Origin of the sequence: Paenibacillus graminis (genome assembly GCF_000758705.1) — a bacterium.
Lineage (GTDB): Bacteria > Bacillota > Bacilli > Paenibacillales > Paenibacillaceae > Paenibacillus_AQ > Paenibacillus_AQ graminis.
Window position 1 is genome coordinate 534,442 of record NZ_CP009287.1, and the last position, 24,968, is coordinate 559,409.

The 24,968-nt window shown below is 54.5% G+C and carries 22 protein-coding genes; 14 read left to right on the forward strand and 8 right to left on the reverse strand.

What is annotated here, in order from left to right; genetic code table 11:
- Positions 1-68: 68 nt before the first annotated feature.
- Complete coding sequence (locus PGRAT_RS02385; protein ID WP_025705625.1) at positions 69-1,055, reverse strand: cation diffusion facilitator family transporter; 987 nt, start codon at positions 1,053-1,055, stop codon at positions 69-71.
- Positions 1,056-1,823: 768 nt separating this feature from the next.
- Between PGRAT_RS02385 and PGRAT_RS02390 the strand changes: the two genes are divergently transcribed.
- Entirely contained in the window at positions 1,824-4,109 is a 2,286-nt protein-coding gene (locus PGRAT_RS02390; RefSeq protein WP_042265943.1) for a heavy metal translocating P-type ATPase, read from the forward strand.
- Between the two features lie 222 nt (positions 4,110-4,331).
- Positions 4,332-6,326 (forward strand): methyl-accepting chemotaxis protein, encoded by a 1,995-nt coding sequence (locus PGRAT_RS02395; protein ID WP_238326866.1) that lies wholly within the window; start codon positions 4,332-4,334, stop codon positions 6,324-6,326.
- Between the two features lie 78 nt (positions 6,327-6,404).
- Here PGRAT_RS02395 and PGRAT_RS02400 read toward each other — a convergent pair whose 3' ends face one another.
- The 3 genes from PGRAT_RS02400 to PGRAT_RS02410 all read right to left on the reverse strand — a co-directional run bounded on the left by PGRAT_RS02400 (position 6,405) and on the right by PGRAT_RS02410 (position 8,626).
- Positions 6,405-7,367 carry an L-lactate dehydrogenase gene (locus tag PGRAT_RS02400; protein ID WP_025707401.1) on the reverse strand — a complete coding sequence of 321 codons (963 nt, stop codon included), beginning with the start codon at positions 7,365-7,367 and terminating at the stop codon, positions 6,405-6,407.
- Positions 7,368-7,650: 283 nt separating this feature from the next.
- The gene (locus tag PGRAT_RS02405) at positions 7,651-8,157 is read right to left on the reverse strand and encodes a CcdC family protein (RefSeq protein ID WP_025707400.1); all 507 of its coding nucleotides are present in this window, start codon (positions 8,155-8,157) and stop codon (positions 7,651-7,653) included.
- 208 nt (positions 8,158-8,365) lie between these two features.
- On the reverse strand, positions 8,366-8,626 hold the full coding sequence (locus PGRAT_RS02410; RefSeq protein ID WP_020426595.1) for a GlsB/YeaQ/YmgE family stress response membrane protein: 261 nt from the start codon (positions 8,624-8,626) through the stop codon (positions 8,366-8,368).
- 273 nt (positions 8,627-8,899) lie between these two features.
- Here PGRAT_RS02410 and PGRAT_RS02415 point away from each other — a divergent pair, with 273 nt between their 5' ends.
- Complete coding sequence (locus PGRAT_RS02415) at positions 8,900-9,964, forward strand: lactonase family protein (RefSeq protein WP_025707399.1); 1,065 nt, start codon at positions 8,900-8,902, stop codon at positions 9,962-9,964.
- Between the two features lie 328 nt (positions 9,965-10,292).
- On the opposite strand, the gene PGRAT_RS02420 is transcribed toward PGRAT_RS02415, so the two are convergent.
- A complete protein-coding gene (locus tag PGRAT_RS02420; RefSeq protein ID WP_025707398.1) occupies positions 10,293-12,614 on the reverse strand; it encodes an alpha/beta hydrolase family protein in 2,322 nt (773 codons plus the stop codon).
- A gap of 437 nt (positions 12,615-13,051) precedes the next feature.
- Between PGRAT_RS02420 and PGRAT_RS02425 the strand changes: the two genes are divergently transcribed.
- From PGRAT_RS02425 to PGRAT_RS02440, 4 genes are all read left to right on the forward strand, one after another.
- Positions 13,052-14,164, forward strand: coding sequence for a sulfate ABC transporter substrate-binding protein (locus PGRAT_RS02425; protein ID WP_025707397.1), 1,113 nt, complete (start codon positions 13,052-13,054; stop codon positions 14,162-14,164).
- Positions 14,165-14,264: 100 nt separating this feature from the next.
- Positions 14,265-15,116 carry a sulfate ABC transporter permease subunit CysT gene (cysT, locus tag PGRAT_RS02430; protein ID WP_411830836.1) on the forward strand — a complete coding sequence of 284 codons (852 nt, stop codon included), beginning with the start codon at positions 14,265-14,267 and terminating at the stop codon, positions 15,114-15,116.
- A gap of 28 nt (positions 15,117-15,144) precedes the next feature.
- Positions 15,145-16,008: a sulfate ABC transporter permease subunit CysW gene (cysW, locus tag PGRAT_RS02435; RefSeq protein WP_025707395.1), complete on the forward strand. Its 864-nt coding sequence runs from the start codon at positions 15,145-15,147 to the stop codon at positions 16,006-16,008.
- Positions 16,009-16,108: 100 nt separating this feature from the next.
- On the forward strand, positions 16,109-16,330 hold the full coding sequence (locus PGRAT_RS02440; protein ID WP_025707394.1) for a YezD family protein: 222 nt from the start codon (positions 16,109-16,111) through the stop codon (positions 16,328-16,330).
- Between the two features lie 197 nt (positions 16,331-16,527).
- Here PGRAT_RS02440 and PGRAT_RS02445 read toward each other — a convergent pair whose 3' ends face one another.
- A complete protein-coding gene (locus PGRAT_RS02445; protein WP_025707393.1) occupies positions 16,528-16,836 on the reverse strand; it encodes a hypothetical protein in 309 nt (102 codons plus the stop codon).
- Between the two features lie 255 nt (positions 16,837-17,091).
- Between PGRAT_RS02445 and PGRAT_RS02450 the strand changes: the two genes are divergently transcribed.
- From PGRAT_RS02450 to PGRAT_RS02460, 3 genes are all read left to right on the forward strand, one after another.
- Positions 17,092-17,499, forward strand: coding sequence for a GNAT family N-acetyltransferase (locus PGRAT_RS02450; protein WP_025707392.1), 408 nt, complete (start codon positions 17,092-17,094; stop codon positions 17,497-17,499).
- A 50-nt stretch (positions 17,500-17,549) separates the two neighbouring features.
- Positions 17,550-18,182 (forward strand): NAD(P)-dependent oxidoreductase, encoded by a 633-nt coding sequence (locus PGRAT_RS02455; protein ID WP_025707391.1) that lies wholly within the window; start codon positions 17,550-17,552, stop codon positions 18,180-18,182.
- A gap of 176 nt (positions 18,183-18,358) precedes the next feature.
- Positions 18,359-20,254: an NAD(P)H-hydrate dehydratase gene (locus PGRAT_RS02460; RefSeq protein ID WP_042265947.1), complete on the forward strand. Its 1,896-nt coding sequence runs from the start codon at positions 18,359-18,361 to the stop codon at positions 20,252-20,254.
- Positions 20,255-20,368: 114 nt separating this feature from the next.
- On the opposite strand, the gene PGRAT_RS02465 is transcribed toward PGRAT_RS02460, so the two are convergent.
- Both PGRAT_RS02465 and PGRAT_RS02470 read right to left on the reverse strand, forming a co-directional pair.
- Positions 20,369-20,824 carry a hypothetical protein gene (locus PGRAT_RS02465; protein WP_025707609.1) on the reverse strand — a complete coding sequence of 152 codons (456 nt, stop codon included), beginning with the start codon at positions 20,822-20,824 and terminating at the stop codon, positions 20,369-20,371.
- A 33-nt stretch (positions 20,825-20,857) separates the two neighbouring features.
- The gene (locus PGRAT_RS02470) at positions 20,858-21,757 is read right to left on the reverse strand and encodes an SDR family oxidoreductase (protein WP_025707610.1); all 900 of its coding nucleotides are present in this window, start codon (positions 21,755-21,757) and stop codon (positions 20,858-20,860) included.
- 514 nt (positions 21,758-22,271) lie between these two features.
- On the opposite strand from PGRAT_RS02470, the gene PGRAT_RS02475 reads away from it, so the two are divergent.
- From PGRAT_RS02475 to sdaAA, 4 genes are all read left to right on the forward strand, one after another.
- On the forward strand, positions 22,272-22,802 hold the full coding sequence (locus PGRAT_RS02475) for a DUF4269 domain-containing protein (protein ID WP_025707611.1): 531 nt from the start codon (positions 22,272-22,274) through the stop codon (positions 22,800-22,802).
- Between the two features lie 24 nt (positions 22,803-22,826).
- Positions 22,827-23,246: a GNAT family N-acetyltransferase gene (locus PGRAT_RS02480; RefSeq protein ID WP_025707612.1), complete on the forward strand. Its 420-nt coding sequence runs from the start codon at positions 22,827-22,829 to the stop codon at positions 23,244-23,246.
- 94 nt (positions 23,247-23,340) lie between these two features.
- Positions 23,341-24,051, forward strand: a complete 711-nt coding sequence (gene sdaAB, locus PGRAT_RS02485) for an L-serine ammonia-lyase, iron-sulfur-dependent subunit beta (protein WP_025707613.1) — start codon at positions 23,341-23,343, stop codon at positions 24,049-24,051.
- A complete protein-coding gene (gene sdaAA / locus PGRAT_RS02490) occupies positions 24,048-24,926 on the forward strand; it encodes an L-serine ammonia-lyase, iron-sulfur-dependent, subunit alpha (protein ID WP_025707614.1) in 879 nt (292 codons plus the stop codon). Before sdaAB ends, sdaAA begins: the two co-directional genes overlap by 4 nt.
- Positions 24,927-24,968: the final 42 nt, after the last annotated feature.

The following is a 24,968-nucleotide window of genomic DNA, read 5'->3' on the forward strand; positions in this document are numbered from 1 at the left end:
TGCTTGAGGGCAGTCATTGACAGTACAGGACAACCGGAGATTGGCGGTTGTCCATCTTTATTTTAACCCTATACCCGCAGCTCCCCGTGTTTCACGGAAGAATTCTCGATCTGCAGTGTTGTATGCTGTATCGCAAAATGGTTCTCCACTACATTAATTGCCTTCTGGAGTATGCTATGGGGGTCAGCGTGATCCTTGATCAGCAGATGTCCGCTGAGTGCATCAAGTCCGGATGTGATGGTCCAGACATGCAGGTCATGGACATCTTCGACCCCGTCGATGTTCAATAAGGCTTCTTTGATATCATTGGTGTTAACGGAAACCGGCGTCCCCTCCATCAGAATATGGAAAGCCTGCTTCAGAACCCCCCAGGCCCCTCTAAGGATAAGCAGCGCTACCAGAACGCTAATGATTGGATCGGCGATATACCAGGAGAACAAATTCATGATCAATCCTGCCAGCAGGGCACCAACGGAGCCGAGGGCATCACCCATGATATGCAGGTATGCGCTGCGTACGTTGATGTTCTCCTTGGTATCGCTTTTGCGCATAAGGGACCAGGCGCTGATCAGATTGGCCAAAAGTCCTACAGCCGCTATGATCATCATAGTGCCGCTTGCCACTGCCGGTGGTTCAAAAAACCGCTGCCAGGCCTCCCGGATAATAAATCCGGCAATTACAAACAGCGTAACACCGTTGAATAATGCAGCCATAATTTCGAACCGGTAGTAGCCGTAGGAATTCTTCAATGAAGGCGGTTTGACGGCAAAAATCATTGCCACAAGACTTAAGGCTAATGAAGCGGTGTCGCTCAGCATATGCCCGGAATCCGAGAGCAGAGCCAGACTGCCGGTAACTAATCCGCCGAAGAATTCGAGAAACATAATGCCTCCGGTAATGATCAGGGCGATCAGCAGTCCTTTTTTGTTATTTGGCGCGTGGGAATGGCTGTGACCGGAATGGCTGTGTCCGTGTCCGTCATTATGTACATGCTTCTGCTTCCCATTATGCTCGTGATGCTCGTGGGCATGCCCTTGGTGGCTGTGGTTATTCATAAAAATGACCCCTTTCCGCGAAAACATATGAATGATTGCTCATATGTTAATATTAAACGGGATGAAAGCAGATTACAAGGGACAAGTTAACTGTTGGCTGTATGTTAGTATAGCTCCGCGGGGTGTTTTTGCCGTATCTCTCAATAATTATGAAGTCAAAGTCCTGCAATGTAAAAGCCTTGCGACGTAGATTATCCTTCTCCTTCTCACGGGAACGTATACTTTTACGAGTTGAAGCCGGACAAGCCGTGAGTTCATGGAACCTATTGAGGCTATGAGGGGACTTAGTGGAAAAAGTAAAACTAATTTCCCGGAATTCGCGGCTTACTGGGTTTTAGTGGGAATTTGTAAACCTAATTCATGACAATTACCCCCATACGGGTTATTTCGGCTGGATTAGTGGTACTTTTTCCATCTACCTCACATCCAAGGGCCGGCAGAGAGGAATTAGTGATCCTTTTTCCACCTAACCTACGGTGTGCGAACAGGAGCTGCCTTTCGTTCATCATAACCAAGGATGCCTCAGGAGCAATAAAAACGTGCACTGGGCGGATAGTGATGGTTCCTGCTATAGCAGGCTGCTTCCTGAGGATCATCAATAAAACTATAGTCCAGTTAAGCGAGGCAGGGCAGCTCGTGCTTGTGAGTAAATTGGAAAACTATGCTGTTTTTCGCATTGACACCTCAAGATTAAGAGGCATATAATGTGTGTAAGTAAACATATGAACAAATACTCATATATAGGTTTGAACAAGGGAGATGGGTGTTTTGAATGTGGTTCAAGGTAATGTGAGACGTCAGTGGATGCTCGAAGGACTGGACTGTGCCAATTGCGCCATGAAGATCGAAAATAAGGTCAAGAAAATCGAAGGAGTAACGTCCTGCTCGGTAAATTTCACCATGAAGATGATGACCCTGGAAACTGCGGCGGCCGATGCCGAGGCAGTGTCCGCCGAGGCCCGGCGGGCGGTGAACATTCTTGAGCCTCACGTGAAGGTAAAGGAAGTGAAGCCGGCAGGGGTGCGCAGGAACCTGCAGCCAGGCCCCGGCCCGCAACATGGTCACAGCCACGAAGCGCATGCTCACACCGATGCGCATGGTCACAGCCACGAAGCGCATGCTCACACCGATGCGCATGGTCACAACCGCGAAGCGCATGCTCACGCCGATGCGCACGGGCACAGCCATGAACATGGGGAGGGCAATACCCGCCGTATCCTGCTGCGCCTGGGAGCCGGAGCCATCCTTGCGGCGGCCGGAATGTTCCTGCCGGTCAGCGGAATCCTGGAGCTGCTGGTTTTCCTGGCCGCTTACCTGATTGTCGGCGGCGAGGTCGTCTGGTCTGCTGCCCGGAACATCGTCCGGGGACAGGTTTTCGACGAAAATTTCCTGATGGCACTTGCAACGATAGGGGCCTTCGCTATTGGAGAATACCCTGAAGGCGTAGCCGTTATGTTATTCTATCAGGTTGGCGAGCTGTTCCAAGGGATGGCTGTCAACCGTTCCCGCCGCTCCATCACGGCGCTGATGGATATCCGCCCCGAGTTCGCTAATTTGAAGGAAGCCGGCAGTCTAAGACGTGTGGCGCCGGAAGAAGTAGGGATTGGCGATCATATTGTGGTCAAACCGGGGGAAAAGGTGCCGCTGGATGGAATGATTATTGAAGGCAGCGCGATGATGGATACTTCGGCGCTGACCGGGGAATCGGTCCCGCGTACAGCTGAACCGGGCAGCAAGGTGCTGAGCGGATTTATTAACCGCAATGGTGTGGTTACGATTGCGGTTACGCAGACCTTTGGGGAATCGGCCGTCTCCAAAATCCTGGAGCTGGTACAGAACGCCTCCAATAATAAGGCAAAAACAGAGAATTTTATCACCAAATTTGCCAGAGGCTATACACCTGTAGTGGTTATTACCGCGCTGCTGCTGGCTGTAATCCCTCCGCTCGTGCTGAGCGGGGCCACTTTCTCGGACTGGATCTACCGGGCGCTGGTGTTTCTCGTCATCTCCTGCCCCTGCGCGCTGGTCGTCTCCATACCGCTTGGCTTCTTCGGCGGCATTGGCGCAGCCTCCAAAAGCGGTATTCTCGTCAAAGGCAGCAACTTCCTGGAGGCCTTGAACGATGTTAAGGTGGTTGTGTTTGATAAGACAGGAACGCTCACCAAAGGCGAATTTAAGGTAACGGGGACCTACCCTTCGGAGGGCTTTAAGGAGAACGAGCTGCTCCGGACAGCCGCATATGCCGAGAGCCACTCCAGCCATCCGATTGCGGAGTCCATCCGGGCGGCTTACGGCAAAGAAATTCCCGGTGACGCTATAGCGGACTACAACGAAATATCCGGGCACGGCATTGCCGTTATGGTGGAGGGCAAGGCGGTACTGGCCGGGAACGCACGGCTGATGGCGCGTGAAGGCATTGCCAGCCGGACGCCTGAACAGAACGGAACAGTGGTCCATATCGCCATTGATAAGCAGTATGCGGGTTATCTGGTCATTGCTGATGAAGTAAAGGAGGATTCGCTTCAGGCGGTTCAGGCACTTGGACGGCTGGGCATCCACAGAACCGTAATGCTGACGGGCGATGCCTCAACGGTTGCGGAAGCCGTTGGGCAGCAGCTAGGGATTGAGGAGATTCACGCTGAACTGCTGCCACAGCACAAGGTCGAAGCTATCGAGAAGCTGGAGCGGGAGAAATCACAGCGGGAGAAGGTTATTTTTGTCGGCGACGGGATTAATGATACTCCGGTACTGGCCAGGGCGGATGTCGGCATCGCTATGGGCGGACTGGGCTCGGATGCGGCGATTGAAGCGGCAGATATCGTCATTATGACTGACGAACCGTCAAAAATTGCCACAGCGGTCAGCATTGCCAAGCGCACGCGCACCATCGTTTGGCAGAATATTATTTTTGCCCTGGCGGTGAAGGCCTTATTCCTGCTGCTGGGAGCTTTCGGAATTGCCACGATGTGGGAAGCCGTCTTCTCGGATGTGGGTGTGACTGTGCTTGCGGTGCTAAACAGCGTCCGGGCGCTGCAGGTTCCCAAATCTGTGTGAACCCTGGGCAATAGTTATGGGAAGCAAATAAATAATATGAAAAAAATAAGCATTCGAGATCCCATAATGTGGGTCTTGAGGCTTATTTTTTATGCTGAAACTAATGGTCTTTGTCTGTTATTGCCGATATAACACTATAGATTTACAGCATATGGAAGATTATTATCAGTTTTGCTGGGGGGAACTATGGTGGATAAGACAGATGTACAGGAAAAAATGAAAATGAAAGCAAAAGAAAGAAAAACAGCATCCGTTCAAACCAAATGGTCGCTTGTGATTCTTGCCATTGCCATTGTGCCTTTACTGGGAACAACCATCTTTTTCATGCAGTATTTTGGCGGGGTAACCCGGTCGAACAGCGAGGAGCTGGCCACTAAAATATTAGAGATGAACACTTCGCGCATCGATGAATGGTTGAAGAGCAGGACCTCTGCCGTGCAGGAGCTTATTGCGCAGCATCCGGAGTTCGATACCGCGCAGCCGCAGAGTATTTTTCCGGTGGTTAAGATCCTTGAAGAGAGTGATAACCAATCGGAAGGCTACAGTGTCATTAACAAAGATGGCTTGCTGACCAATACGATGAACCTGACGGCCGATATGGCGAAATCCGCTTATTTCTTAAAAGCCAAGGAATCCCTTGCGCCGGCATTGGGAGATATGTCGTACCTGGAGCCGCTTAAAAAATACATCATTCCGCTGCTCGTTCCTGTAGTAGATAAGGAGCAGCAGTTTAGCGGGGCAATTGCGTTTTCGGTTACCCCTGATATTTTAAATGAGATGAGCAAAAGTATCCATGTGGCTGAGAGCGGCTACGGCTATGTAGTCTCCGGCAAAGGGGACTATTACGCATATTCCGATATGAGCCGGATCGGGAAAAATATGGCTGATTATGCCAAGAAGCCGGAACTGAAGAAGGCTGTCACCGCCATGCTCAGCCGCGAAAGCGGTTCGGAGACCTATACGGGTGAAGACGGAAAGACAATTATTACATATTACAAGACCATTCCCGGTACGGATTGGAAGCTGATGATCAATGTGCCGAAAAGCGAGATTTTTTCCAAAGTGAATGCGGCTCAGCGCTTGGCTACCCTATTAATCATCGGCATCATCCTGCTGGTGACATTGATTTCACTCTATCTTACCCGTATGGCGGTTAAGCCGCTTGTGGCTATCTCCGGTGTTATGAAAAGAGTGGCCGAAGGCCATCTGAGTGAAAGGGTGGAAGTCCGTTCGGGGGATGAAATCGGACAGATGAGCAAAAGCATCAATGATACGGTCAGTTCGCTGTCTGGAATTGTCGGTACGATTGATACCACCGTGCTGCAGGTAGCCGCCGCTGCCGAGGGGCTGCTGGAATACGCCAACCATTCTTCAAATACCTCCGCTGAGATTGCTACCGTCATCCAGGAGGTAGCGCAGGGTATGGAGGAGCAGTTCAAGGGATCGGAGCAGTCGGCCCGGGCTACCGAAGAAATGGCTGTGGGGCTGCAGAGAATTGCGGAATCCTCCGTAAGTGTGTCCGATCAGGCGGAAACGGTAAGTACAGAGGTTCATAACGGCTATCTGGAGATTCAATCCACGCTTGAACAAATGACGGTCATCACTACAACCGCAGGCCAAACTGCTGATCTGATCCAGACCCTGACGCAGCAATCGGAACATATCGGACAAATCATCGATGTCATCTCCGAGATCGCTAATCAGACCGGGCTGCTCTCGCTCAACGCTTCAATAGAAGCAGCCCGCGCAGGCGAGCATGGACGGGGCTTCGGCGTAGTGGCAAATGAAGTGAAGAAGCTGGCTGAACGCACCAATGCCTCGATTGTTGATATTGTCGATCTGATCAAGCAGATTCAGGCCTCCACAACCAATGCTGCACAGTCCATGGAGAAAAGCATCGCCGAGATTGGCGACGGTATGGGCAAAATGAAAAATGTGGGAATCTCCTTTGAACATATCCGTTCCTCTATCCGTGAAGTTTCGCTGCAGATCCAGGACGTTTCCGCCATCAACGAAGAAATGTCTGCGGGAACCGAGGAAATCACTGCTTCAGTCTCCGATATGCTGACCATTGCCAAGGATTCGGCGGATAATGCCCAGGCGGTATCCCACGCTTCTTCCGAACAAATGGAGCTTATGAAAAAGGTAGTCAGCTCGGCGCAATCCCTCAATGAGATGATGACCACGCTGAAAGGCGAGATTGAGAAATTCCGCTAAGCTTACTTAAAAACCACAAAAACACCCCTGGGCCCTGCACACTCCCGTGTGTGAAGTTGAGGGGTGTTTTCTGTTATTTCAGACCTTTTCTTCTAGGTGCAGGCTCTCAATGCCCCGGCGGATAATGCTGCAGGAAGCCTCAAGCTTCTTGGATTCCTCTGCACTCAGGTTCAGCTCCAGCAGTTCCTGTATGCCGCCCCTGCCGATGATTGCCGGTGCTCCGGCGCATACACCGCTTTGGCCGTATTCCCCGTCCAATATGGCGGAGACGGCAATGATTTTATGCTCATCATTCAGGATGGAGCGGGTGATGTAAGCCAGCGCGCTGCCGATGCCAAAATGCGTCGAGCCCTTGCGCGTGAAGATCTCCCAGCCGGCATCCTTGGTTTTGCGGGCGATGTCTTCCAGATCCAGTGTGCTGAACCGTTCCCGGTGCTGCTCTATGATCTGCAGAACCGGTTTGCCGCCGATGGTCACATGGGACCAGGCAACAAACTGGGACTCGCCGTGTTCCCCGAGCGCATAACCGTTGACACTGCGGGGATCGATGGTAAAGACCTCCGACAGCAGCGTCTTCAGCCGCGATGAGTCAATAGATGTTCCGGTGCCGATGACTCTGTGGCGGGGCAGGCCGGAAATTTTCCATACCATATAGGTGACAATATCAACAGGATTGGCGGCAATCACGAAGATGCCATCGAAACCTCCGGCCATAATTTCGGTAACAATATCCTTGGTGATCACTGCCGCAGCATCAAGGACATCCAGTCTGCTCTGTCCCGGCTTGGGATTGGCGCCCGCTGTCAGAATGACAACGTCCATTCCGGCGCAATCGCTGGAGGTGCCGGCATAGACCTTGGTGCGTGTTCCGGTAAAATCCATGCAGTGCGAGAGATCAAGCGCTTGTGCCATGGCGCGGTCATAAGTACGGTCAATCATCATGATTTCGTCGCATATAGCCTGATTGACCATGGAATAGGCACAGCTGGAACCGACCATTCCCGAGCCGACGATCGCCACTTTTCTTGATTTACTTTTCAATTGTCTTGTCCCCACTCTCTAAAAGTATGCTTATATTCTAACTGATCTCATCGTAAGTTACCTGACATCAGGAATAAAAAAACTTGCTGTTTCGTGCGAGTTTGGTCAAAAGTGACATGAGAGGTTAGGAATGTCTGGGCGGATTATTAGTAGTATATGCATATTAGCGGAAAAGGGGGAATGTAAGATGACAATGAACCGTAGAATGATCCATTAAAAATAAAGGAGCATTCTTGAGGCTGCGAGGCTCCCGAATGCTCTTTTTTATAATTAAATGATGTTGTCAGCCCCGGGGCTCAGGGATATGGGCCTGCGGAGGAACCAGCCGGATGTAACGCTTATACATGAATAATCTCCAGTGCAGAATCATGCCGAAGGCCAATATGAAGAAAAGACCGCCTGACTGCGGAATGGATATATATTGATTGATAAACTCATGCAGCACTGTGCGGATCAGCAGCAGTCCAAGCAGGATGAAGGCGAAGCTTTTGGAGCGCCGGGCATAAATCAGGCCTTCCCGTTCTTCAAACTTGGTGCTGCGCATCAGAGGGTAGGCAAAAATAAACCAGCCGACCAGAAAAGCTGCAACCGCCCACCACCAGGGAAATCTGACCTCGGGAACAACAAACATGGCAAAACCGGTGGACATGCCCAGCGGGGGAATCCAAATTTTGCGGATCGTCACCGGACGCGCGCTAGCTTTCAGGCGGATGAAAATAACCATCAGTGCCATGAATACAGCCCCCAGAGTAGAACCGACATGCAAAAGTGAAGGGTTGATATTGCCCATGATTCACTTTCCTTTCTGTGATTTGTGTCACTTATTTTTCCATTATAGCAGAAAAAAGAAGGCAAAACATTGAACCCTATCAGCGGGAATCCCGCAGCTGTTTCTCCTGAAGCCACAGCTTAAGCCGCAAGAAACCCGCCAAGGGAGACCTTGGCGGGTGTAAGTGCCAGCCCTGCTAAGCAGGTCTGGTTGCATATAAGGTTATTCCTTAAGAACGGCTGCGTCCGCCGACCGAACGGAGGATCAGGCTGACGATAAAGATCAGGACAATCGCACCGATAAGTGACGGGAAGACATAGAAATCGCTGATCTTAGGTCCCCAGCTTCCCAGCAGCATGCCGCCGAGCCAAGAACCGAGAATACCGGCGATAATGTTGCCGATAACACCGCCCGGAATATCTCTGCCCATAATCAGACCGGCCAACCAACCAATGACGCCACCAACAATCAACATCCACAGAAAACTCATTATGCTTCAGCTCCTTCATGTTTTGTTATCTTCGATGGTTACTATTAACCTCATGCCGGACGTTTAAACCAGGTGTCAAATATTGTCGGCAGCTTTATAATTAGTATTCAAGTATGTCCAAAAATATGCTGTTTAAACCCGGTGAGGTAGTGGGTACATAAACATGTTATAGTGAAAAAAGTGCGGAACCCTGAGGTGTATTCCTTAACTTAAAGGGTATATAAGAAGTAAGTGAAACTACGCGCGAATATACAATAGAAGGAGCCGCTGCCCATGCAACAGCCAAATGAAGTCCTATTTTATGCAGGAACCTACAACAGCGTTGATCAAGATGCGATTATACTGGGGGCTTTGAACAAGGATACCGGAGAAATGAGAATCCTGAACAGCACGAAGGGGATTGAGAATCCATCCTATCTGGCAGTGAACAGCTCAGGGACTGTGCTGTATGCCGTAAGTGAGAAAGATGAGGGCGAGGTCTATGCGTACGCCATTGAGCCCGGCAGCAAAGCGCTGCGCCTTCTGGGAAGCAGGCCAACGGAGGGGGGCGCTCCGTGTTACGTGTCTATTTCCCCGCAAGAGGATTACATATTTGTCTCCAACTATTCGGGAGGCAACGTCAACATTTTTCCGGTGGAGGCCGATGGCTCGCTTCAGGAGATGTCCGCCCAGGTAAAGCACACGGGGTCCGGGCTGCGTGAAGACCGGCAGGAAGCGCCTCATCCCCATTCGGTCATTCCTGACCGGTCGGGACGACATGTGCTTGTCTGCGATCTGGGCCTGGACCAGATTGTATTCTACCGTGTAGAGGACGGCAAGTTGGCTACCCATCGCGAAGTTCCGCTTCCGCCGGGTTCGGGTCCACGCCATCTGGCCGGACATCCGTCGGGACAATGGTTGTACCTGATCAACGAGCTGAACAGCACAATTACTGTGTTCGCGAGTGATGAGCAGTCCGCTGATCTGAAGATTCTGCAGAACATCAGCTCCCTTCCGGAGCATTATGCCGCCGGCAGCGACGACACTGCCGCCGACATTCATGTATCGCCGTGCGGCCGTTTCCTGTACGCCTCCAACCGCGGGCACGACAGCATCGCAGTGTTCCATATCGACGCATCCACGGGCCTGCTGGAAGCGCAGGATTGGGTCATTTCCGGAGGTAGGACGCCGCGGAATTTTGCCATTATCGGGGGGATGCTGCTTGCGGCCAACCAGAACAGTGATAATATTGTCTCCTTCAGAATCGACCGTGAGACCGGCAGACTCATTCCTACCGGCAATGAGCTGGATCTCACATCACCGGTCTGCCTGAAGCTGTTGAATTTACAATCGGACTAGCAGGGAGTGGCCTTGGCTGCAATGAAAAGTAGAAAAGTTCGTTGCTGGGCCGAGAGGGCCTGAATTCAACGAATTCACCCAGCAGGGTGGTATTCAGCCGGATTCGATAGCCGTTTTCCAACCCGCGCTGGTGAAGAAGCAGGTGAACAACCGTTAGTTGAAAAAAGGGAACTTAATTGGGTAATTTTACTCCTCCAGCAGCGAACTGAGCTGAATTAGTGGTCCTTTTTCCACTTGGAAGGGCCGCGGATTCATGTTGGAATTGAAATCCACAACAGCTACGTTATCTGGTGAAGGGCGGTTGCCGTTTGGGTCCTCTCAAATGAAGTTATTTTTCTGTTTGTTGTATAATAGCGGTTTGCTTGGACCCTTCCATACTGGTGCTTTTAAGGTAGAAGCCGATATCATCCAGCATAATTTTGTCGCCCTCTCCTCGCAGGTAGAAGGTGATTTCGCTTAGTTTTTTCGGGTCAAGCCCGGGTTCTTCCTCCACAAAACGTTCAAAAGGCAGCTCATAAGTCTGAAATACGGCTTCCGAGAGATCGCCGTATTTACCGTCGCTTATCCGCTCCTCAAGCCAGGGGAGGAGAGTGAACCGGGTCTGCGGCAGAGGCAGGATATCCATCACTTCATTCAGCGGAAGGCGGGCTGCTGCATGATTGCTGTCCTTCAGCTCGACTTCCACATCGGGGGATGCCGCCGTCTTTGCCGCATCCGGGGTATCCTTGGTGTCGGCATTGCGGTTAGCCATCGAGAACGTTAGCCCGGCAGCACCAGACCCGGCAAGCCCGCTCGCAAAGCTATTCTTCAGCTTGATGCTGTAGTAACTCTCACCGCCGTCCTTTGCGCTGTGTTCCAGCAGCAGCCCATTAGTGGCTTTGCTCTTGGATTCCCGGTCCTTGGCGGCCTCCTCACTCCAGATTAGCCCCGCTGCTTCCGCGGTTCCGCCGGTGAGGGTGTGCTTGTTGCGGTCCTCATCAAAGGTGGCTACAACGATATCACCGCCGCTCTGAAACCGGTTATAGTATGCGGTGCCGGGAAGCCACTGTAGTCCGCTGCGGTAATCGCGGAACAGATCCTGGTAGACTTCCTTTCCATCCAGGGTAGTCTCCAGAAAGGCGGTGACATAGACCTTGGCGATTTGGCGCTGCGCGTCTCCATCCATAATATCCGTGCGGTCCAGAAACAATCCCGCCGGCAGCGACTGGTCGTACAGCCCCCAGCTGGTATTGAACTGGCTGTGATTGGCATCGGCGATGTATAGCGAGCTTTTGAATGACGAAGCGGCTCCCGTAAAGGAAGAGCGGATATACTGCCGGTCTCCGTAGAAATCATGCACATCGCCATCGCGGGCACCTTGAAGGGTCAGGTAATTAACGTCCACCAGACGGGCCTGCTGATCATCAATGGCTTTGTCCGTAGGAGCAAGCGCGATAACCGAAGCGATGTGAAACTGTGCGGTTGCGGCAAGAGCAGGATCATTCTTGAACCAGCGGCCGGCATCTGCAGCCATGGCTACGGCCTGCCCGCCCCGGCTGTGTCCGAGCAAGGCAGTCCGGCTATAATCCACTTTCTGATAGAAAGGATTGCCGGATTGCCCGGCAAAAATGCCGATCTGCTGCAGATGCTTCAGGATCATCCAGGTGCGTACCTTGAAATCATTATCCGGAATGCCCGACCAGGCGGAATAGTTCAAAAAGTTCTCATCGAGAGACACCGCGATAAACCCCCGGCTGGCCAGCTGTTCGCCCAAGTAGGCATAACCCCCCTCTGAATAATCCTCCATCATATGGTTGCCGTGCACCATCAGCACAAGCGGGTAAGGTCCTGCGCCATCAGGCATCCAGACCCGGGCGTTTACAGGAAGCGCGCTGTAATCGAAGCCCCAGAATAAGGTGCGCAGCTTGGGCCAGCTTGTAATATAAGCAGAGGCATCTGCCGCAGAAGTGATAAGCTCAGCCCCATCGCCATACTCGCTTCGGTGGAGATCCTGCCCGCTGCCGTAAGTGAAGCTGTGAAAAGTATAGTTCCCCGGCTCTCCCGGATTTTCGGCATGGATGGGAGCCGGGCTTCCGCCGGATACGCTCGCCTCAGGCAATGTATCGCCATTGCCCCGGGTAGAGAGGGCGAGCGGAGAAGCGAGCACCACGGCTGCCAGCAGCAGTCCCATGGTGAACCGGCGTCTGCGCAGGAGCCCTATGGCCAGGCCCCCCAGGCCGCCGAGCAGGACGGTGATTCCAGCAACGGCTGCTGCAGCTTCAAGCTCCAGATCGGCATAATAGAAGACTAGCAGGACAGCTCCTGAAGCGCTCAATAAAGAGCCCGCGTAGAGGCGCGGGATGCGCAGTCCGGACAGGGCCAGCAGCACTGCCAGAATATTTCCGGCACCAGCCAGGACCAGGGTTGCCGCACAGGTGGCCAGCATCACATCGGCGGCAGTTCCGAGGCCGGTAGGGATGCCCAGAACTGCTGCGGCAAACACCAAAAAGCATATTAACCAGGGTCCGGCAAGCGCCGTTCGCCATAGTTGGGTATCGTAGCGGTACGTGTCCAGAATGCGCCTTGCCAGCTCCCTAAGGATACGCTTGTGCAGCCGTGGCCGCTGCGGTGCGGGCGCAGGTACAGGCACATATTCCAGATTCATTCCCATGATTCTCTCCCCCGGTAATTGCGCTGATTTCACACGTTTTAACCTTTGTTTTTAACCTGTTTTTTGACCTATAAGATGTAGCAATAATATTACTTTGGCGCCGCAATAACAAGTGATTTTTGCAGGAACAGCCGCCACATGCTTCCGTCAGGCCGGCTGAAAAAGACTTTTCGCTATTTTGAAAAAAAGGTTTGACAGGGTGCTGAGGTTTCAGTATTATATCTTCATAACCTACTAAGTTGGTAGGAATAATTGAATAAGTTCTTACCGTACAGACGGAGGAACGCCCGCCATAGCTCGCAGACACGTGTCCACAGGACCGGTCTGACCTGCCGTAAGCGGGCCTTCCTCCGTCTATTTTTTGCGTAAAGGCAGCAACGCTGAATGACGGGAACTTCATGGGGTGTCAAGAGAAAATGACAGGGGAGTGGCTTGTGATGAAAATAGGGATCAAAAAGGGACTTATCACAGGATTCGCATTATTATTGACGGCAGGTCTTGCGGCTTGCGGCAATAACAATGCAGGCAATGGGGCGGCCGCAGCAACAGATGCACCGGCAGCAAGCAATGCGGCAGGAGCAGCAGAAACTACTAAGGCTCCGGCAAAAGATCCGGTAGAACTGCTGAATGTATCCTACGACCCGACACGCGAGCTGTACGAGAATTATAACAAGGCGTTCTCCGCCTATTGGGAGAAAGAAACGGGCCAGAAGGTTACGGTCAAACAGTCGCATGGCGGTTCCGGAGCCCAAAGCCGGGCGGTGCAGGAAGGTCTGGAAGCGGATGTGGTCACTCTTGCCCTCGGCTACGACATTGACGCACTGAAAGACAAGGGGCTGATTAATGAAGGCTGGGAAAGCAAATTCGAGCATAACAGCTCCCCGTACACCTCGACGATTGTGTTCCTGGTACGCAAAGGTAACCCCAAAGGCATCAAGGATTGGCCGGATCTGCTGAAAGCAGGGGTGGAGGTCATCACTCCGAACCCGAAAACCTCCGGCGGGGCACGCTGGAACTATCTTGCCGCCTGGGGCTATGCGCTCGACCACAACAACAATGATGAAGCCAAGGCGCAGGAATTTGTCCAGGAGCTGTTCAAGCACGTACCCGTGCTGGATACCGGGGCGCGCGGGGCAACCACAACCTTTGTAGAGCGTGGAATCGGCGATGTGCTGATTGCCTGGGAGAATGAAGCCTACCTGTCGATCAAGGAGCTGGGCCCGGACAAATTCGAAATCGTCAACCCGTCCGAGAGCATTCTGGCCGAACCGCCGGTGGCCGTAGTAGACAAGGTCGCGGATAAAAGAGGCACCCGTGAGGTAGCCGAAGCTTACCTGAAGTACCTGTACACCGAAGAAGGACAAAAGATCGCTGCCGACAACTACTACCGTCCGACCCTGGAGAGCGTGAAAGAGGAATACAAGGACAAATTCCCTGAGATCAAGCTGTTCACACTCGCAGATAAATTCGGAACCTGGAAAGAAACCCAAGAGAAGCATTTCAATGACGGCGGGATTTTCGACAAAATTTACGTGCCTGGTGGCAAATAATAACCAAAGCGGCTGAGAGCGGGAGAACAGCAGCAGGAGTTGCTGTAACCAAGTTCGTGTATGGTAGCTGATCGGCCGGCAAGCCGAAGGCAGGAAAGGGATGAACAGGTCAATGAATGTCACCACTACGGCTGCGGTGCCGCGCAAGGTGCTGCCGGGCTTCGGACTTACGATGGGCTACAGCGTACTCTATCTGAGTCTTGTCGTATTGCTGCCGCTGTCGGCATTGTTATTCAATTCGACGGGGCTGAGCTGGGCCAAATTCTGGGATATCGCAACGGACCCGCGCGTTCTGGCCTCGTACCGGGTCAGCTTGAGCACTGCGGCAATGGCAGCCTTGGCCGATGCTTTTCTGGGGCTGCTGCTGGCTTGGGTGCTGGTGCGTTATGAGTTTCCGGGCAAAAGAATCTTTGATGCCCTGATCGATCTGCCGTTCGCGCTCCCGACAGCTGTAGCAGGTGTCTCCCTGACAGCACTGTATTCGCAAAATGGCTGGATCGGCTCTCTGCTGGAACCGCTGGGGCTTAAGATCGCCTTCACACCGCTGGGCATTACGCTCGCGCTGATGTTCATCGGTATTCCCTTTGTCGTCCGTACCGTTCAGCCGGTGCTGGAGGACTTGGACCGGGATATGGAGGAAGCTTCGGCAACGCTGGGAGCGGGCCGCTGGCGGACCTTCCGCAGCATCGTGATCCCGGAGCTGATCCCGCCGCTGCTTACCGGCTTTGCGCTGGCGTTTGCCCGGGGAATCGGGGAATACGGGTCCGTGGTATTCATCTCCGGCAATATGCCGATGCGCACAGAGATTGCTCCGCTGCTCATCATGTCGAAGCTGGAGCAGTTCGATTATGCCGGAGCGACAGCAGTAGCGCTGCTGCTGCTGCTGATCTCCTTCCTGATGCTGCTCGTGATCAACACGCTGCAGCGCTGGGCCCGCAAGACTTCGCGATAAGCAGACCAATAATTCAGGAGGTATAATCATGGCTGGTACTGTCCCTATGGCTGCCCCCCGTCCGCACCGGACTGCAGCATCCCCTGCAACAACGGAATCTTCCACCGTGAAGTGGGTGCTGGTCGCAGCGGCTGGTCTTGTGCTGTTCTGGCTGATTGCACTGCCGCTGATCGTGGTGCTGACAGAGGCGCTGAAGCGGGGCTGGGATGTCTTCCTGGCAGCGCTGACCGATCCGGATGCCGCTTCCGCCCTGCGGCTGACGCTGCTGGTTGCTGTAATCACCGTGCCGCTGAATACCCTGTTCGGGGTGATGGCTGCTTGGGCGGTGACCAAGTTCTGTTTTCGCGGTAAAGGGTTTCTAATTACGCTGATTGACCTGCCTTTTGCCGTATCGCCGGTCATCGGCGGGCTGATCTTTGTGCTTGTCTTCGGTTCGAACGGCTGGTTCGGGTCCTGGCTCAGCGCCCATGACATTAAGATTGTCTTTGCCCTTCCGGGCATCGTGCTCGCCACACTGTTTGTGACTTTTCCTTTTGTGGCCCGCGAGCTGATTCCGCTGATGGAGGACCAGGGCACTCAGGAAGAGGAAGCGGCCATTACACTCGGGGCTCATGGCTGGCAGATTTTCTGGCGCGTAACGCTGCCGAATATCAAATGGGGGCTGCTGTACGGAATTATCCTCTGCAATGCGCGGGCGATGGGAGAGTTCGGTGCAGTATCCGTTGTATCCGGGCATATTCGCGGTGAGACGAACACGCTGCCGCTGCATGTTGAAATTTTGTATAACGAATATCAGTTTTCGGCTTCCTTCGCCGTTGCTTCGCTGCTGCTGCTGCTCGCTTTGGTAACGATGATCGTAAAAAGCTGGCTTACACGCAAAAATGCACATTGACAGTCTGTTTGCTTCCATGCTAAGTTAAACCATAGTATACAGGTTGGTTATAACGGAATTAGCGCATAATCCCCCTGTCCGGGGAGAGGGAGGCTGGAGAATGGCTAAGCCACTGAAAGTGGATGAGGTATGGCTTGCGCGGATTACGGAGCTTTTGGACGATATGGAATTCGGTTCCCTGCACATCGTGGTGCATGAAGGGCAAATTGTGCAGATGGAGCGGACCGAGCGCAAGCGTTGGGAGAACAGCACTGCTAATACACGTTATAGTGGAGAGGCCGGAAGCCGGCGGACCGATTCCCGTTCTGCGGGACGAGGATAGTTGCTTAAGAAAGACCTTCATCCGGGTGAAGGTCTTTCTGTTTCACTGTTTAGGGCGGGGGAGATAAAAAAAACGGGTGCGCTGTCCCATGAAGGACGGTGCAGCCGTTTTTTTCTGAAATGAGAGATTTCCTCTTGCGTTTTGTACAATCCATTTATCATGGCTCGTGAGTGCGCTCCTCTTTTTAAGCTTCCCCGTTAGTAGCGCGGTGTGCGCCGTGAGGCGGATATCCCCTCAATGAGCAGAATAATTGCAGTCACAGCGTGCATAATCCAACCAACAAAAGGAATTAACGCGACAACCGAGGTAACAATCCCAACCACGTTGCCGACAATAGGTCCACGCTCTCTCAACAGCAGTACTACGGCAACTGCGTGCAGAAGGAACGCAACACCCAGCGGTGCCCAGGCATTAGCGACGACAAAAGCTCCGCCGATGAACGGCAGCGCCAAAAAAGCCTCATAAGCAAAGGTCCCCCATTTGAACAGTTTTCCTATTGGAGTCATGATGACTTCACCCAACCTTTCGGCATAATAATATGATCCTATTCCACAGTTTACCCAAGAATACGGGCAGAGAATATTCCAGCTGTAAAAGAACAGCGGCTTTGAGTCATTGTACGTTCTGAAATGGATAATGTTTCAAGATGCAGTGTATCTGTCAGACTATTCTTGCTTGCCGGCAGTGGTGTCATATATATTGATAGCAGCTGCAGGTCTCACAGCAGTACAGCGGAGTTATAGAGAGGAGCAGGCGTGATGATGGAGGATAAGCTGGAAATCCGCCATGAGCGGCCTTCGGTAGAACAATATCTGGCGCTGCGGATGGAAGCAGGATTGAGCGCAATGAGTGCCGGGGGAGCGGAAATCGGGTTGCCCCGGTCCGTATTTGCAGTGACTCTGTATGAAGAGGGCGCGCTTGTCGGAATGGGGCGCGTGGTCGGGGACGGAGGCTGCTTTTTTCAAGTGACCGATATTGCCGTGAAGCCATCCTGTCAGGGACGCGGCCTGGGGAAGATCATAATGCGGGAAATCCGCAGTTTTTTGGATACGGTGCCGGACAGGTCTTATATCAGTCTGATTGCCGATGGAGAGGCCGCAAGGCTGTATGCGCAGTACGGCTTTGAGCCGGTCATGCCTGATTCGCAGGGAATGTTCCTGCGGCGCTAATCTTGGAGATAATAAGAACAAACTGCGAATAGAAAGTGAGGGTTTCTGGTATGGATGTTGTGGTTTTTGGAGCCACGGGAACGATCGGCAGAGCCATTGTGCAGGAAGCGTTAAATAGAAAACATGAGGTCACCGCAGTGGTCCGCAATCCGGCTTCACTGGAGCTGGAACATGAGCGCCTGCAGGTCATTGTTGCAGATATTCTGGACCCGGTGGCGGTAGCAGAGGCTGTACGCGGGCATGAAGAGGTAATCAGTGCTTTTGGTCCCGCAGCCGGAAGGGAGAACGATCTGGTGCGCGCGGCGGAGAGTCTGCTGGAGGGTATGCAGGCTGTAGGGCTAAAGCGCCTGCTGGTGATTGGCGGCGCGGGAACCCTGAAGACGGAGTCGGGCGAGTGGCTGATGGATACGCCGGGGTTCCCCGGGAAATTCCGGCTGCTGGCGGAGGCGCATGGACATGCCTATGAAATCTATAGCGCCTCTTCATTGGACTACACGTATCTCAGCCCGCCTGCCGTCATCCGCCCCGGCCGCCGGACCGGACAGTTCCGCATCGGCCTGGACCGTCTGGTGGTAGATGAGGACGGAGACAGCAGCATCAGCGTGGAGGATTTTGCTGTAGCTGTCATTGACGAACTGGAGGAAGGAAACTTCAGCCGGTCCCGGTTTACGGTGGGATACTGAGCGGGGACAGGCCTGTCCGGAGCGTATGCCGAACCAAATATGAAGTAAGGCCTTCCGTTTTCGGGAGGTTTTTTTTGGTAACAGGGCAGTAGAACCCTTGGAATATTCGGAGTAAACAGGATTTGCTTGAGTCCCCTGTACCAAGTACAATCGAATCAACTAAGGGGGCTGGGCTAATGTATATAGTGACTGCGCAGGAAATGCGGGAGCTGGACCGCCAGACGATTGAGCGGCTGGGCATCCCGGCGGTAGCGCTGATGGAAAATGCGGGCAGGGCCATTGCGGAGGAGATCCTTAAGCTTTGCCGCCACAGATCCGGCAAAGCTGATACCTCTGCTGCATGGACACTTGGGACAGGCGGAGGTGTGCACCAGCCGGGCCGCACTGAGGCTGGCACACCGGGCAGGAGCGCGGACGGCGGAGCGTACAGTCCGGGTGGAATGCGGGGCGGCGGCGTGTACGGACCAGGTGGAGCGCGGGGCGGCGGCGTGTACGGACCAGATGGAGCGCGGGGCGGCAGAGTGTACGGACCAGATGGAGCGCGGGGCGGCGGCGTGTACGGACCAGATGGAGCGCGGGATGGCAGGGTGTACGGACCAGATGGAACGGGGGGCGCAGGCGGCCCGGGGATCAAGCCGCCGGGCTTCACGGTCAGCGGCGATAGCGCGCTGACCCTAGAGCATGCCGGCGCCGAGCATTGGCTCATCCTGGCCGGCAAAGGCAATAACGGCGGCGACGGACTGGCCGCCGCCCGGCACCTGCGTGAGGCGGGCATCGCCGTCACGCTGGTGTACGCGGCCGCGCCGGAGTCGCTGGCCGGCGAAGCCGCCCTGCAGCGTGATGCCGCTGCAGCCCTGGGCCTGCCCGCCGTAGTCTACGGCCGGGACCGGGTGGACTTTGCCGCATGCAGCGGCATCCTGGATGCGCTGCTCGGCACCGGCAGCGCGGGCGCCCCGCGCGGTGCCTATGCGGAGCTGATTGCCGCCGCAAATGGCAGCGGCAAACCCATTGTGTCCGCAGACATCCCCAGCGGGCTGGATGCGGACACGGGCCAGACGCATGAGCCATGCATTCATGCGGCGGTGACAGTCTGCCTCGCGTTTCTCAAACGCGGGCTGCTGCAATATCCCGGCGCGGGCAACGCCGGGCAGGTGGTGGTCCGCTCCATCGGCATTCCCGCTGCCTTGGCGCAGAAGAGCGGCGTGCCGGCGAGCCTGCTGACGCCGGAGGTGCTGAAGGCGCGTCTGCAGGTCGACGTTTCGCGCCGCCGTTCGCCCGAGGGCCACAAGGGCACCTACGGGCATGTTCTGCTGGCAGCGGGAAGCCTGGGCATGAGCGGTGCAGGACTCCTTGCCGCCCGGGCCGCTCTCCGCGCAGGCTGCGGCCTGGTGACCTGGACGCTGCCTACAGCGCTGCTGCCCTATGTCATTGGCGCAGCCCCGGAGCTGATGCTGGCAGCGGCCGGCGGTGAGAATGGCACCTGGAGCGCCGGGACTGCCGCAGAAGTGCTGCGGTTAAGCAAGGGCAGAGATGTCACTGCTGTAGGGCCGGGGCTTGGACGGTTTGAGGGCGATCAGGAATGGCTGCGGATGCTGTGGGAAGGCATCGCTGCTCCGCTTGTTATCGATGCCGATGCGCTGAATATTCTTGCGGACAGCCATTACAGCTCCTGGGCAAGCCGCCGCCATCCGGTGATCCTGACGCCTCATCCGGGGGAGATGGCCCGGCTGGCCGGAATATCTACGGCTGAGGTGCAGAGGGACCGGATCGGCCTGGCGCTGGCTTATGCCCGGGAGCATGGGGTAACCCTTGTGCTGAAGGGGGCCCATACGGTGGTCGCCACGCCTGAAGGGGAGGCTTATGTGAATATCACGGGCCATCCGGGTATGGGAACCGGCGGTGCGGGCGATGTGCTGACCGGCATCATTGCGGGGTTGCTTGCGCAAGGGCTCCATGCTGCGCAGGCAGCGGCCTTTGGCGTCTATCTGCACGGCCTGGCCGGGGAACGGGCTGCCCGCCAGCGCCATGATCCGTCGGCATTGATCGCCGGAGATATCATCGAGGCGCTTTGATTCCGGAGGCGAGGGCGTTGTGATACTTATGAAGAGCAACTGTTGCCTCCTGTATCACCTTGTCTGAAATGCACACCGTAGCCAAGCAGAAGTCTTTTTAGCCATAGGCAGTATTCAGAACAACACCAGACAGATCAGCGGGACAAACAGGGCGAATACCGGAAGCAGGAGCGGCTGACGTTCTCCGGCCAGCTGGGAAAGCCGGAACAGCAGCAACGCAAATATCCCGGCGATACCGCAGGTCACAGCGTCCCCACCCTGCTCCGCGGCCAGCCATACGCCTGCGCCATAGCCGCAGGCCGCATACAGCACAAGGGCCGGGGTGAGCGAATCGAAGCGGAACACGCGCAGCAGGGCATCCGATACCAGTGCGGCCGGCAGCCCATAGGCATAGATGGCATAAGGCACCGAGGTCGGCCAGCCCTCCGGTACACCCTCGGTATGCGGAAATGCGAGCATAACCAGAGAGACCAGCATAAATGTCAAACCGGCGGCAGACAGCTTCGTCAGTGCATACATCCCTGCACTCAGCCTCACGGATGGAAGATCATAATCCTTCAACTTGTTCATGAGTTTAACATCCTTTCTGGAGTGAACATGGCGTTAGCTGGTCACCATGTCCCCTCCGTTAACATGAATGCAGGTTCCGGTAACGTAAGTGGAGTCGGGTCCGGCCAAATAGACGTAGGCTCCCGCCAGCTCGTAGGGCTGGGCGGCCCGCTTGAAGGGGGTATCAGTACCGAATACACTGACTTCTTCGGCGGGGTAACTGGACGGAATCAGCGGGGTCCACACCGGACCGGGAGCCACGCTGTTGACACGGATTCCACTGTCGGCAAGCGACAGGGCGAGGGAGCGGGTGAACGTGACAACAGCGCCTTTGGTGGATGAATAATCAATGAGCTTCTTATTGCCTTGGTAAGCGGTGATGGATGCGGTGTTAATAATGGAGGCCCCAGTGCACAGATGCGGCAGCGCGGCTTGCGTCAGGAAAAAGAACGGAAAAATATTCGTGCGGTACGTCTCGTACAACTGCTCTTCCGAGATATCCAGGACGCTCTGCTGCGGATACTGTACCCCGTGATTGTTGACCAGGATATCCAGTTTGCCGAAGGTCCGCACGGTATGCTCCACCGCCTGGATACAGTTCGCTTTATACCGTAAGTCGGTCTGAATCCGCAGGCAGCGCTGTCCCAGCTCTTCAATACGCCGCTGTGTGGCTTCGGCATCGGACGCCTCATAGAGGTAGGCAATGGCGACATCCGCACCTTCTTTGGCAAAAGCAATCGCAGCGGCTTTCCCGATCCCGCTGTCTCCGCCGGTAATCAGCGCAACCTTGCCGTCCAGCTTTCCGCTGCCGCGGCTGTCCGGGTTTTCGCTGATTGGCCGGGGCTGCATCAGACTCTCCAGTCCAGGCTGGCGGTCCTGATGCTGTGGGGGAAAGGCTATGGGCTGCACACGGCAGACCGTACGTTCTCCGTAATAGGGATATACAGGATTCATTAGCGACACTCCTCGGGTGCATTCTGTGATTCTGTATATTTTTATGCATGCGCCCAGAAAAGCGTGCGCCCCCTCCTGTCCCCGCTACGCAGCTTGTGTCTGCCGGACATGCACATCTGAAGGAGCTGTACATGGAGAAATTGAATGCTATATGAGTCTATATGAGCTGACTGGAGCACTTGAAAGCCTGGGGAGCGCCAAAAGGCTCATCAAATGCTAAGGCTAAGTGGAAAAAGTAAAGCTAATTCGCTGAAATCCTGGCTGCAGAAGGTTTTAGTTGGATTTTGTACACCTAATTCGTGCATACTCATCCCTTACGGTCACTTTTAGTCGAATTAGTGGTACTTTTTCCAACATAATATGTACCATAAGCTGTGTGAGTCGGATTAGTGATACTTTTTCCAACATAAAATGCACCATTAGCCGGATGAACCCGATTAGTTTCGACAGGAGGTGAAGCAGGCTGGAAAAGAACAACAGTCTGGTCCAGGCAGAAGATGAGGCGGGTAATGCGGTGCTTAGAGAGGTCCGGCAATTACTGCGGGAGCTGCGCATTCTGGAGCTGCTGGCAGAATATCATCCGCGGCTGGCAGGAACAGTGCCCCTGGGCATTCAGGTGGAGGGCAGTGACCTGGATATCATTTGTGAAGTACAGGGCCCCCGGCGCTTTACCGCAGAGGCCCGATGTCATTTCGGTCAGTTGGAGGGTTTTAATGCGGTGACCCGTACAGTGGGGGGTGTAGTACGCACCAAAATTAATTTTGTGGCGGGCGGTTGGCCGATTGAACTGTTTGGGCAGCCCTTGCCCACGGAAAAACAGAATGCCTGGCTGCATATGCAGGTGGAGGAACGGATACTGAAGCTGCTTGGACCCGGCTTTGCAGAGAAAATCCGCTCCCTGAAGTCCGGCGGCATGAAGACAGAGCCCGCGTTCGCCAAGCTGCTGAAGCTCGAAGGTGACCCTTATGAGGAAATGCTGTCTCTTGGCAGGCTGAATCCGGAGGAATTCAATGCTGTGTGCAGACGGGCTCAACCCTACATATAAAACAACGGAATTGGAGAGGAAACTATGAATTACAGACCAATGACTGCTGAGGATTACGAAGCCGCCTATCAGTTATGGGAGAATACCGGAGGTATGAAACTCAGCGGGGCGGACTCCCGGAAAGAAATACTCCGCTATCTGGAGCGCAATCCGGGATTGAGCCAGGTAGCCGAGAACGGGGACAACACGCTTGCCGGTACAGCAATGTGCGGGCATGACGGACGCAGAGGGTATATGTATCATGTTGCTGTCAGCGAAGACGGCCGCGGCCAAGGCGTTGGCCGTGAGCTGGTATCCCGCTGCCTGGCCGGCCTGCTTCAGGAAGGGATCGAAAAATGCCATTTGATGGTCATTGAGAATAATGCCCTAGGCCGTAGCTTCTGGACAAGTATTGGCTGGGAGGAGCGGGACGGTATTGTCCTGTTCTCCAGTAATACCTTTTAAGTTACAGACAATGTCATGGTGTAGCTTTTACGCAGCTGCAGTATAATATAATGGAAAAGTATATTGTCGAATTTTGATAGGTGGGATTTGAACAATGCGGTTCAAAGATGTATTCTCAATTATTGGCCCGGCGATGGTCGGACCTTCCAGTTCGCATACAGCAGGCGCAGCAAGGATCGGAAGGGCTGCCCGGCAGGTACTGGGTGAGCCGGCGCGTGAGGCCGAGGTGACTTTCTTCGGTTCTTTTGCCGCTACGTATCAAGGGCATGGGACGGACCGGGCGATTGCCGGGGGCCTGCTGGATTTCGCTACGGATGATTCCCGTCTGCCTGATTCCATAGAACTGGCAGCCGAGGCCGGGATGGAGATTTCCTTTGGTCAAGGAACGGGCCTGTTCCCTCATCCCAATACGGTACGCTTGCGTCTGGTTGGTGCGCAGACAGGGACGGAACTGACACTTACAGGAATATCTATCGGCGGCGGAAATATTGAAATTGTGGATATTGACGGCTTTGGAGTAAAGCTTACAGGAATGTATCCGACGGTGCTGATTCAGCATATGGACTACCTTGGAGTGCTGGCCAGTGTTACAGAGGTGATGCGCAAAGGCCAGTTCAATATTGGGCACATGTCGCTGGACCGTAAAAATCGCAGTGGTGCGGCTCTTACGGTGCTGGAGCTGGATGAGGCGGCGACGCCGGGGCTGCTGTATGAGCTGAGGGCTCTGTCTGCTGTCAAATCCGTCAAAGTGGTGGATCTGAATGAATCCGCGCAAGAACTGAAAGGGAAGGACGACACACCATGAATTTTCAAACCTTAAGCCAGCTGGCTGTATTATGCGAGGAGCGGGGAATGGGCATCGGTGCCTTGATGCTGGAGGAGCAGAGCGAGGAATCCGGCCGTTCCAAGGAACAGGAATTCGCCACCATGAGCCAGTATTACGGGGTAATGAAGGAAGCTGTATACCGCGGCATGACAGAGGATACTACCTCGCGCAGTGGTCTGACGGGCCTGGATGCCCAGCGGGTTGCGTCTTACAATACGGCAGATGAGCCTTGTCTGGGCGGGCCTGCCGGCCAGGCCATGGCTTATGCGCTGGCTGTATCGGAGGTCAATGCGTCCATGGGCCGCATTATTGCCACGCCGACGGCCGGCTCCTGCGGAATTATTCCCGGCGTGTTTTTGAGCTGCCAGGAGCGTTTTGGCTGGGAGGATGACTACATGGTATCCGGCCTGTTTGCCGCGGGAGCTATAGGGTATGTTATTGCCAATAATTCATTTGTTTCCGGAGCTGAGGGAGGCTGCCAGGCCGAAGTCGGTTCAGCCATCGGAATGGCGGCGGGAGCACTAACCGAGCTGCGAGGCGGCACGCCGGCGCAGGCCGTTCATGCTGTTGGCCTTGCGCTCAAAAATACACTTGGACTGATCTGTGATCCTGTAGGCGGACTTGTAGAGATCCCCTGCATCGTGCGTAACGGCTTCGGTGCCGTTACGGCGCTGGCCGCCGCTGATATGGCACTGGCCGGGGTGCGCAGTGTGATTCCGTCCGACGAGGTCATCAAAGTCATGCTGGAGGTTGGCTCGGCCATGCCCGAGAAGCACCGGGAGACGGCCGGGGGCGGGCTGGCCCAAACCCCGACCGGACGGAAGATTATGAGGGATCTGCGCAACAAGAAATAGCGGCAGTCTTTATGATTTCTTGGCATCGGCATATATTTGCTG

Bases quoted from the DNA above. Each gene is read 5' to 3' on its own strand.
- PGRAT_RS02385 (WP_025705625.1), bottom strand. From the start codon at position 1,055: ATGAATAACCACAGCCACCAAGGGCATGCCCACGAGCATCACGAGCAT.
- PGRAT_RS02395 (WP_238326866.1), top strand. From the start codon at position 4,332: ATGAAAGCAAAAGAAAGAAAAACAGCATCCGTTCAAACCAAATGGTCG.
- PGRAT_RS02405 (WP_025707400.1), bottom strand. From the start codon at position 8,157: ATGGGCAATATCAACCCTTCACTTTTGCATGTCGGTTCTACTCTGGGG.
- PGRAT_RS02410 (WP_020426595.1), bottom strand. From the start codon at position 8,626: ATGAGTTTTCTGTGGATGTTGATTGTTGGTGGCGTCATTGGTTGGTTG.
- PGRAT_RS02415 (WP_025707399.1), top strand. From the start codon at position 8,900: ATGCAACAGCCAAATGAAGTCCTATTTTATGCAGGAACCTACAACAGC.
- PGRAT_RS02420 (WP_025707398.1), bottom strand. From the start codon at position 12,614: ATGGGAATGAATCTGGAATATGTGCCTGTACCTGCGCCCGCACCGCAG.
- PGRAT_RS02425 (WP_025707397.1), top strand. From the start codon at position 13,052: ATGAAAATAGGGATCAAAAAGGGACTTATCACAGGATTCGCATTATTA.
- cysT (WP_411830836.1), top strand. From the start codon at position 14,265: ATGAACAGGTCAATGAATGTCACCACTACGGCTGCGGTGCCGCGCAAG.
- cysW (WP_025707395.1), top strand. From the start codon at position 15,145: ATGGCTGGTACTGTCCCTATGGCTGCCCCCCGTCCGCACCGGACTGCA.
- PGRAT_RS02440 (WP_025707394.1), top strand. From the start codon at position 16,109: ATGGCTAAGCCACTGAAAGTGGATGAGGTATGGCTTGCGCGGATTACG.
- PGRAT_RS02445 (WP_025707393.1), bottom strand. From the start codon at position 16,836: ATGACTCCAATAGGAAAACTGTTCAAATGGGGGACCTTTGCTTATGAG.
- PGRAT_RS02450 (WP_025707392.1), top strand. From the start codon at position 17,092: ATGGAGGATAAGCTGGAAATCCGCCATGAGCGGCCTTCGGTAGAACAA.
- PGRAT_RS02455 (WP_025707391.1), top strand. From the start codon at position 17,550: ATGGATGTTGTGGTTTTTGGAGCCACGGGAACGATCGGCAGAGCCATT.
- PGRAT_RS02460 (WP_042265947.1), top strand. From the start codon at position 18,359: ATGTATATAGTGACTGCGCAGGAAATGCGGGAGCTGGACCGCCAGACG.
- PGRAT_RS02465 (WP_025707609.1), bottom strand. From the start codon at position 20,824: ATGAACAAGTTGAAGGATTATGATCTTCCATCCGTGAGGCTGAGTGCA.
- PGRAT_RS02470 (WP_025707610.1), bottom strand. From the start codon at position 21,757: ATGAATCCTGTATATCCCTATTACGGAGAACGTACGGTCTGCCGTGTG.
- PGRAT_RS02480 (WP_025707612.1), top strand. From the start codon at position 22,827: ATGAATTACAGACCAATGACTGCTGAGGATTACGAAGCCGCCTATCAG.
- sdaAB (WP_025707613.1), top strand. From the start codon at position 23,341: ATGCGGTTCAAAGATGTATTCTCAATTATTGGCCCGGCGATGGTCGGA.
- sdaAA (WP_025707614.1), top strand. From the start codon at position 24,048: ATGAATTTTCAAACCTTAAGCCAGCTGGCTGTATTATGCGAGGAGCGG.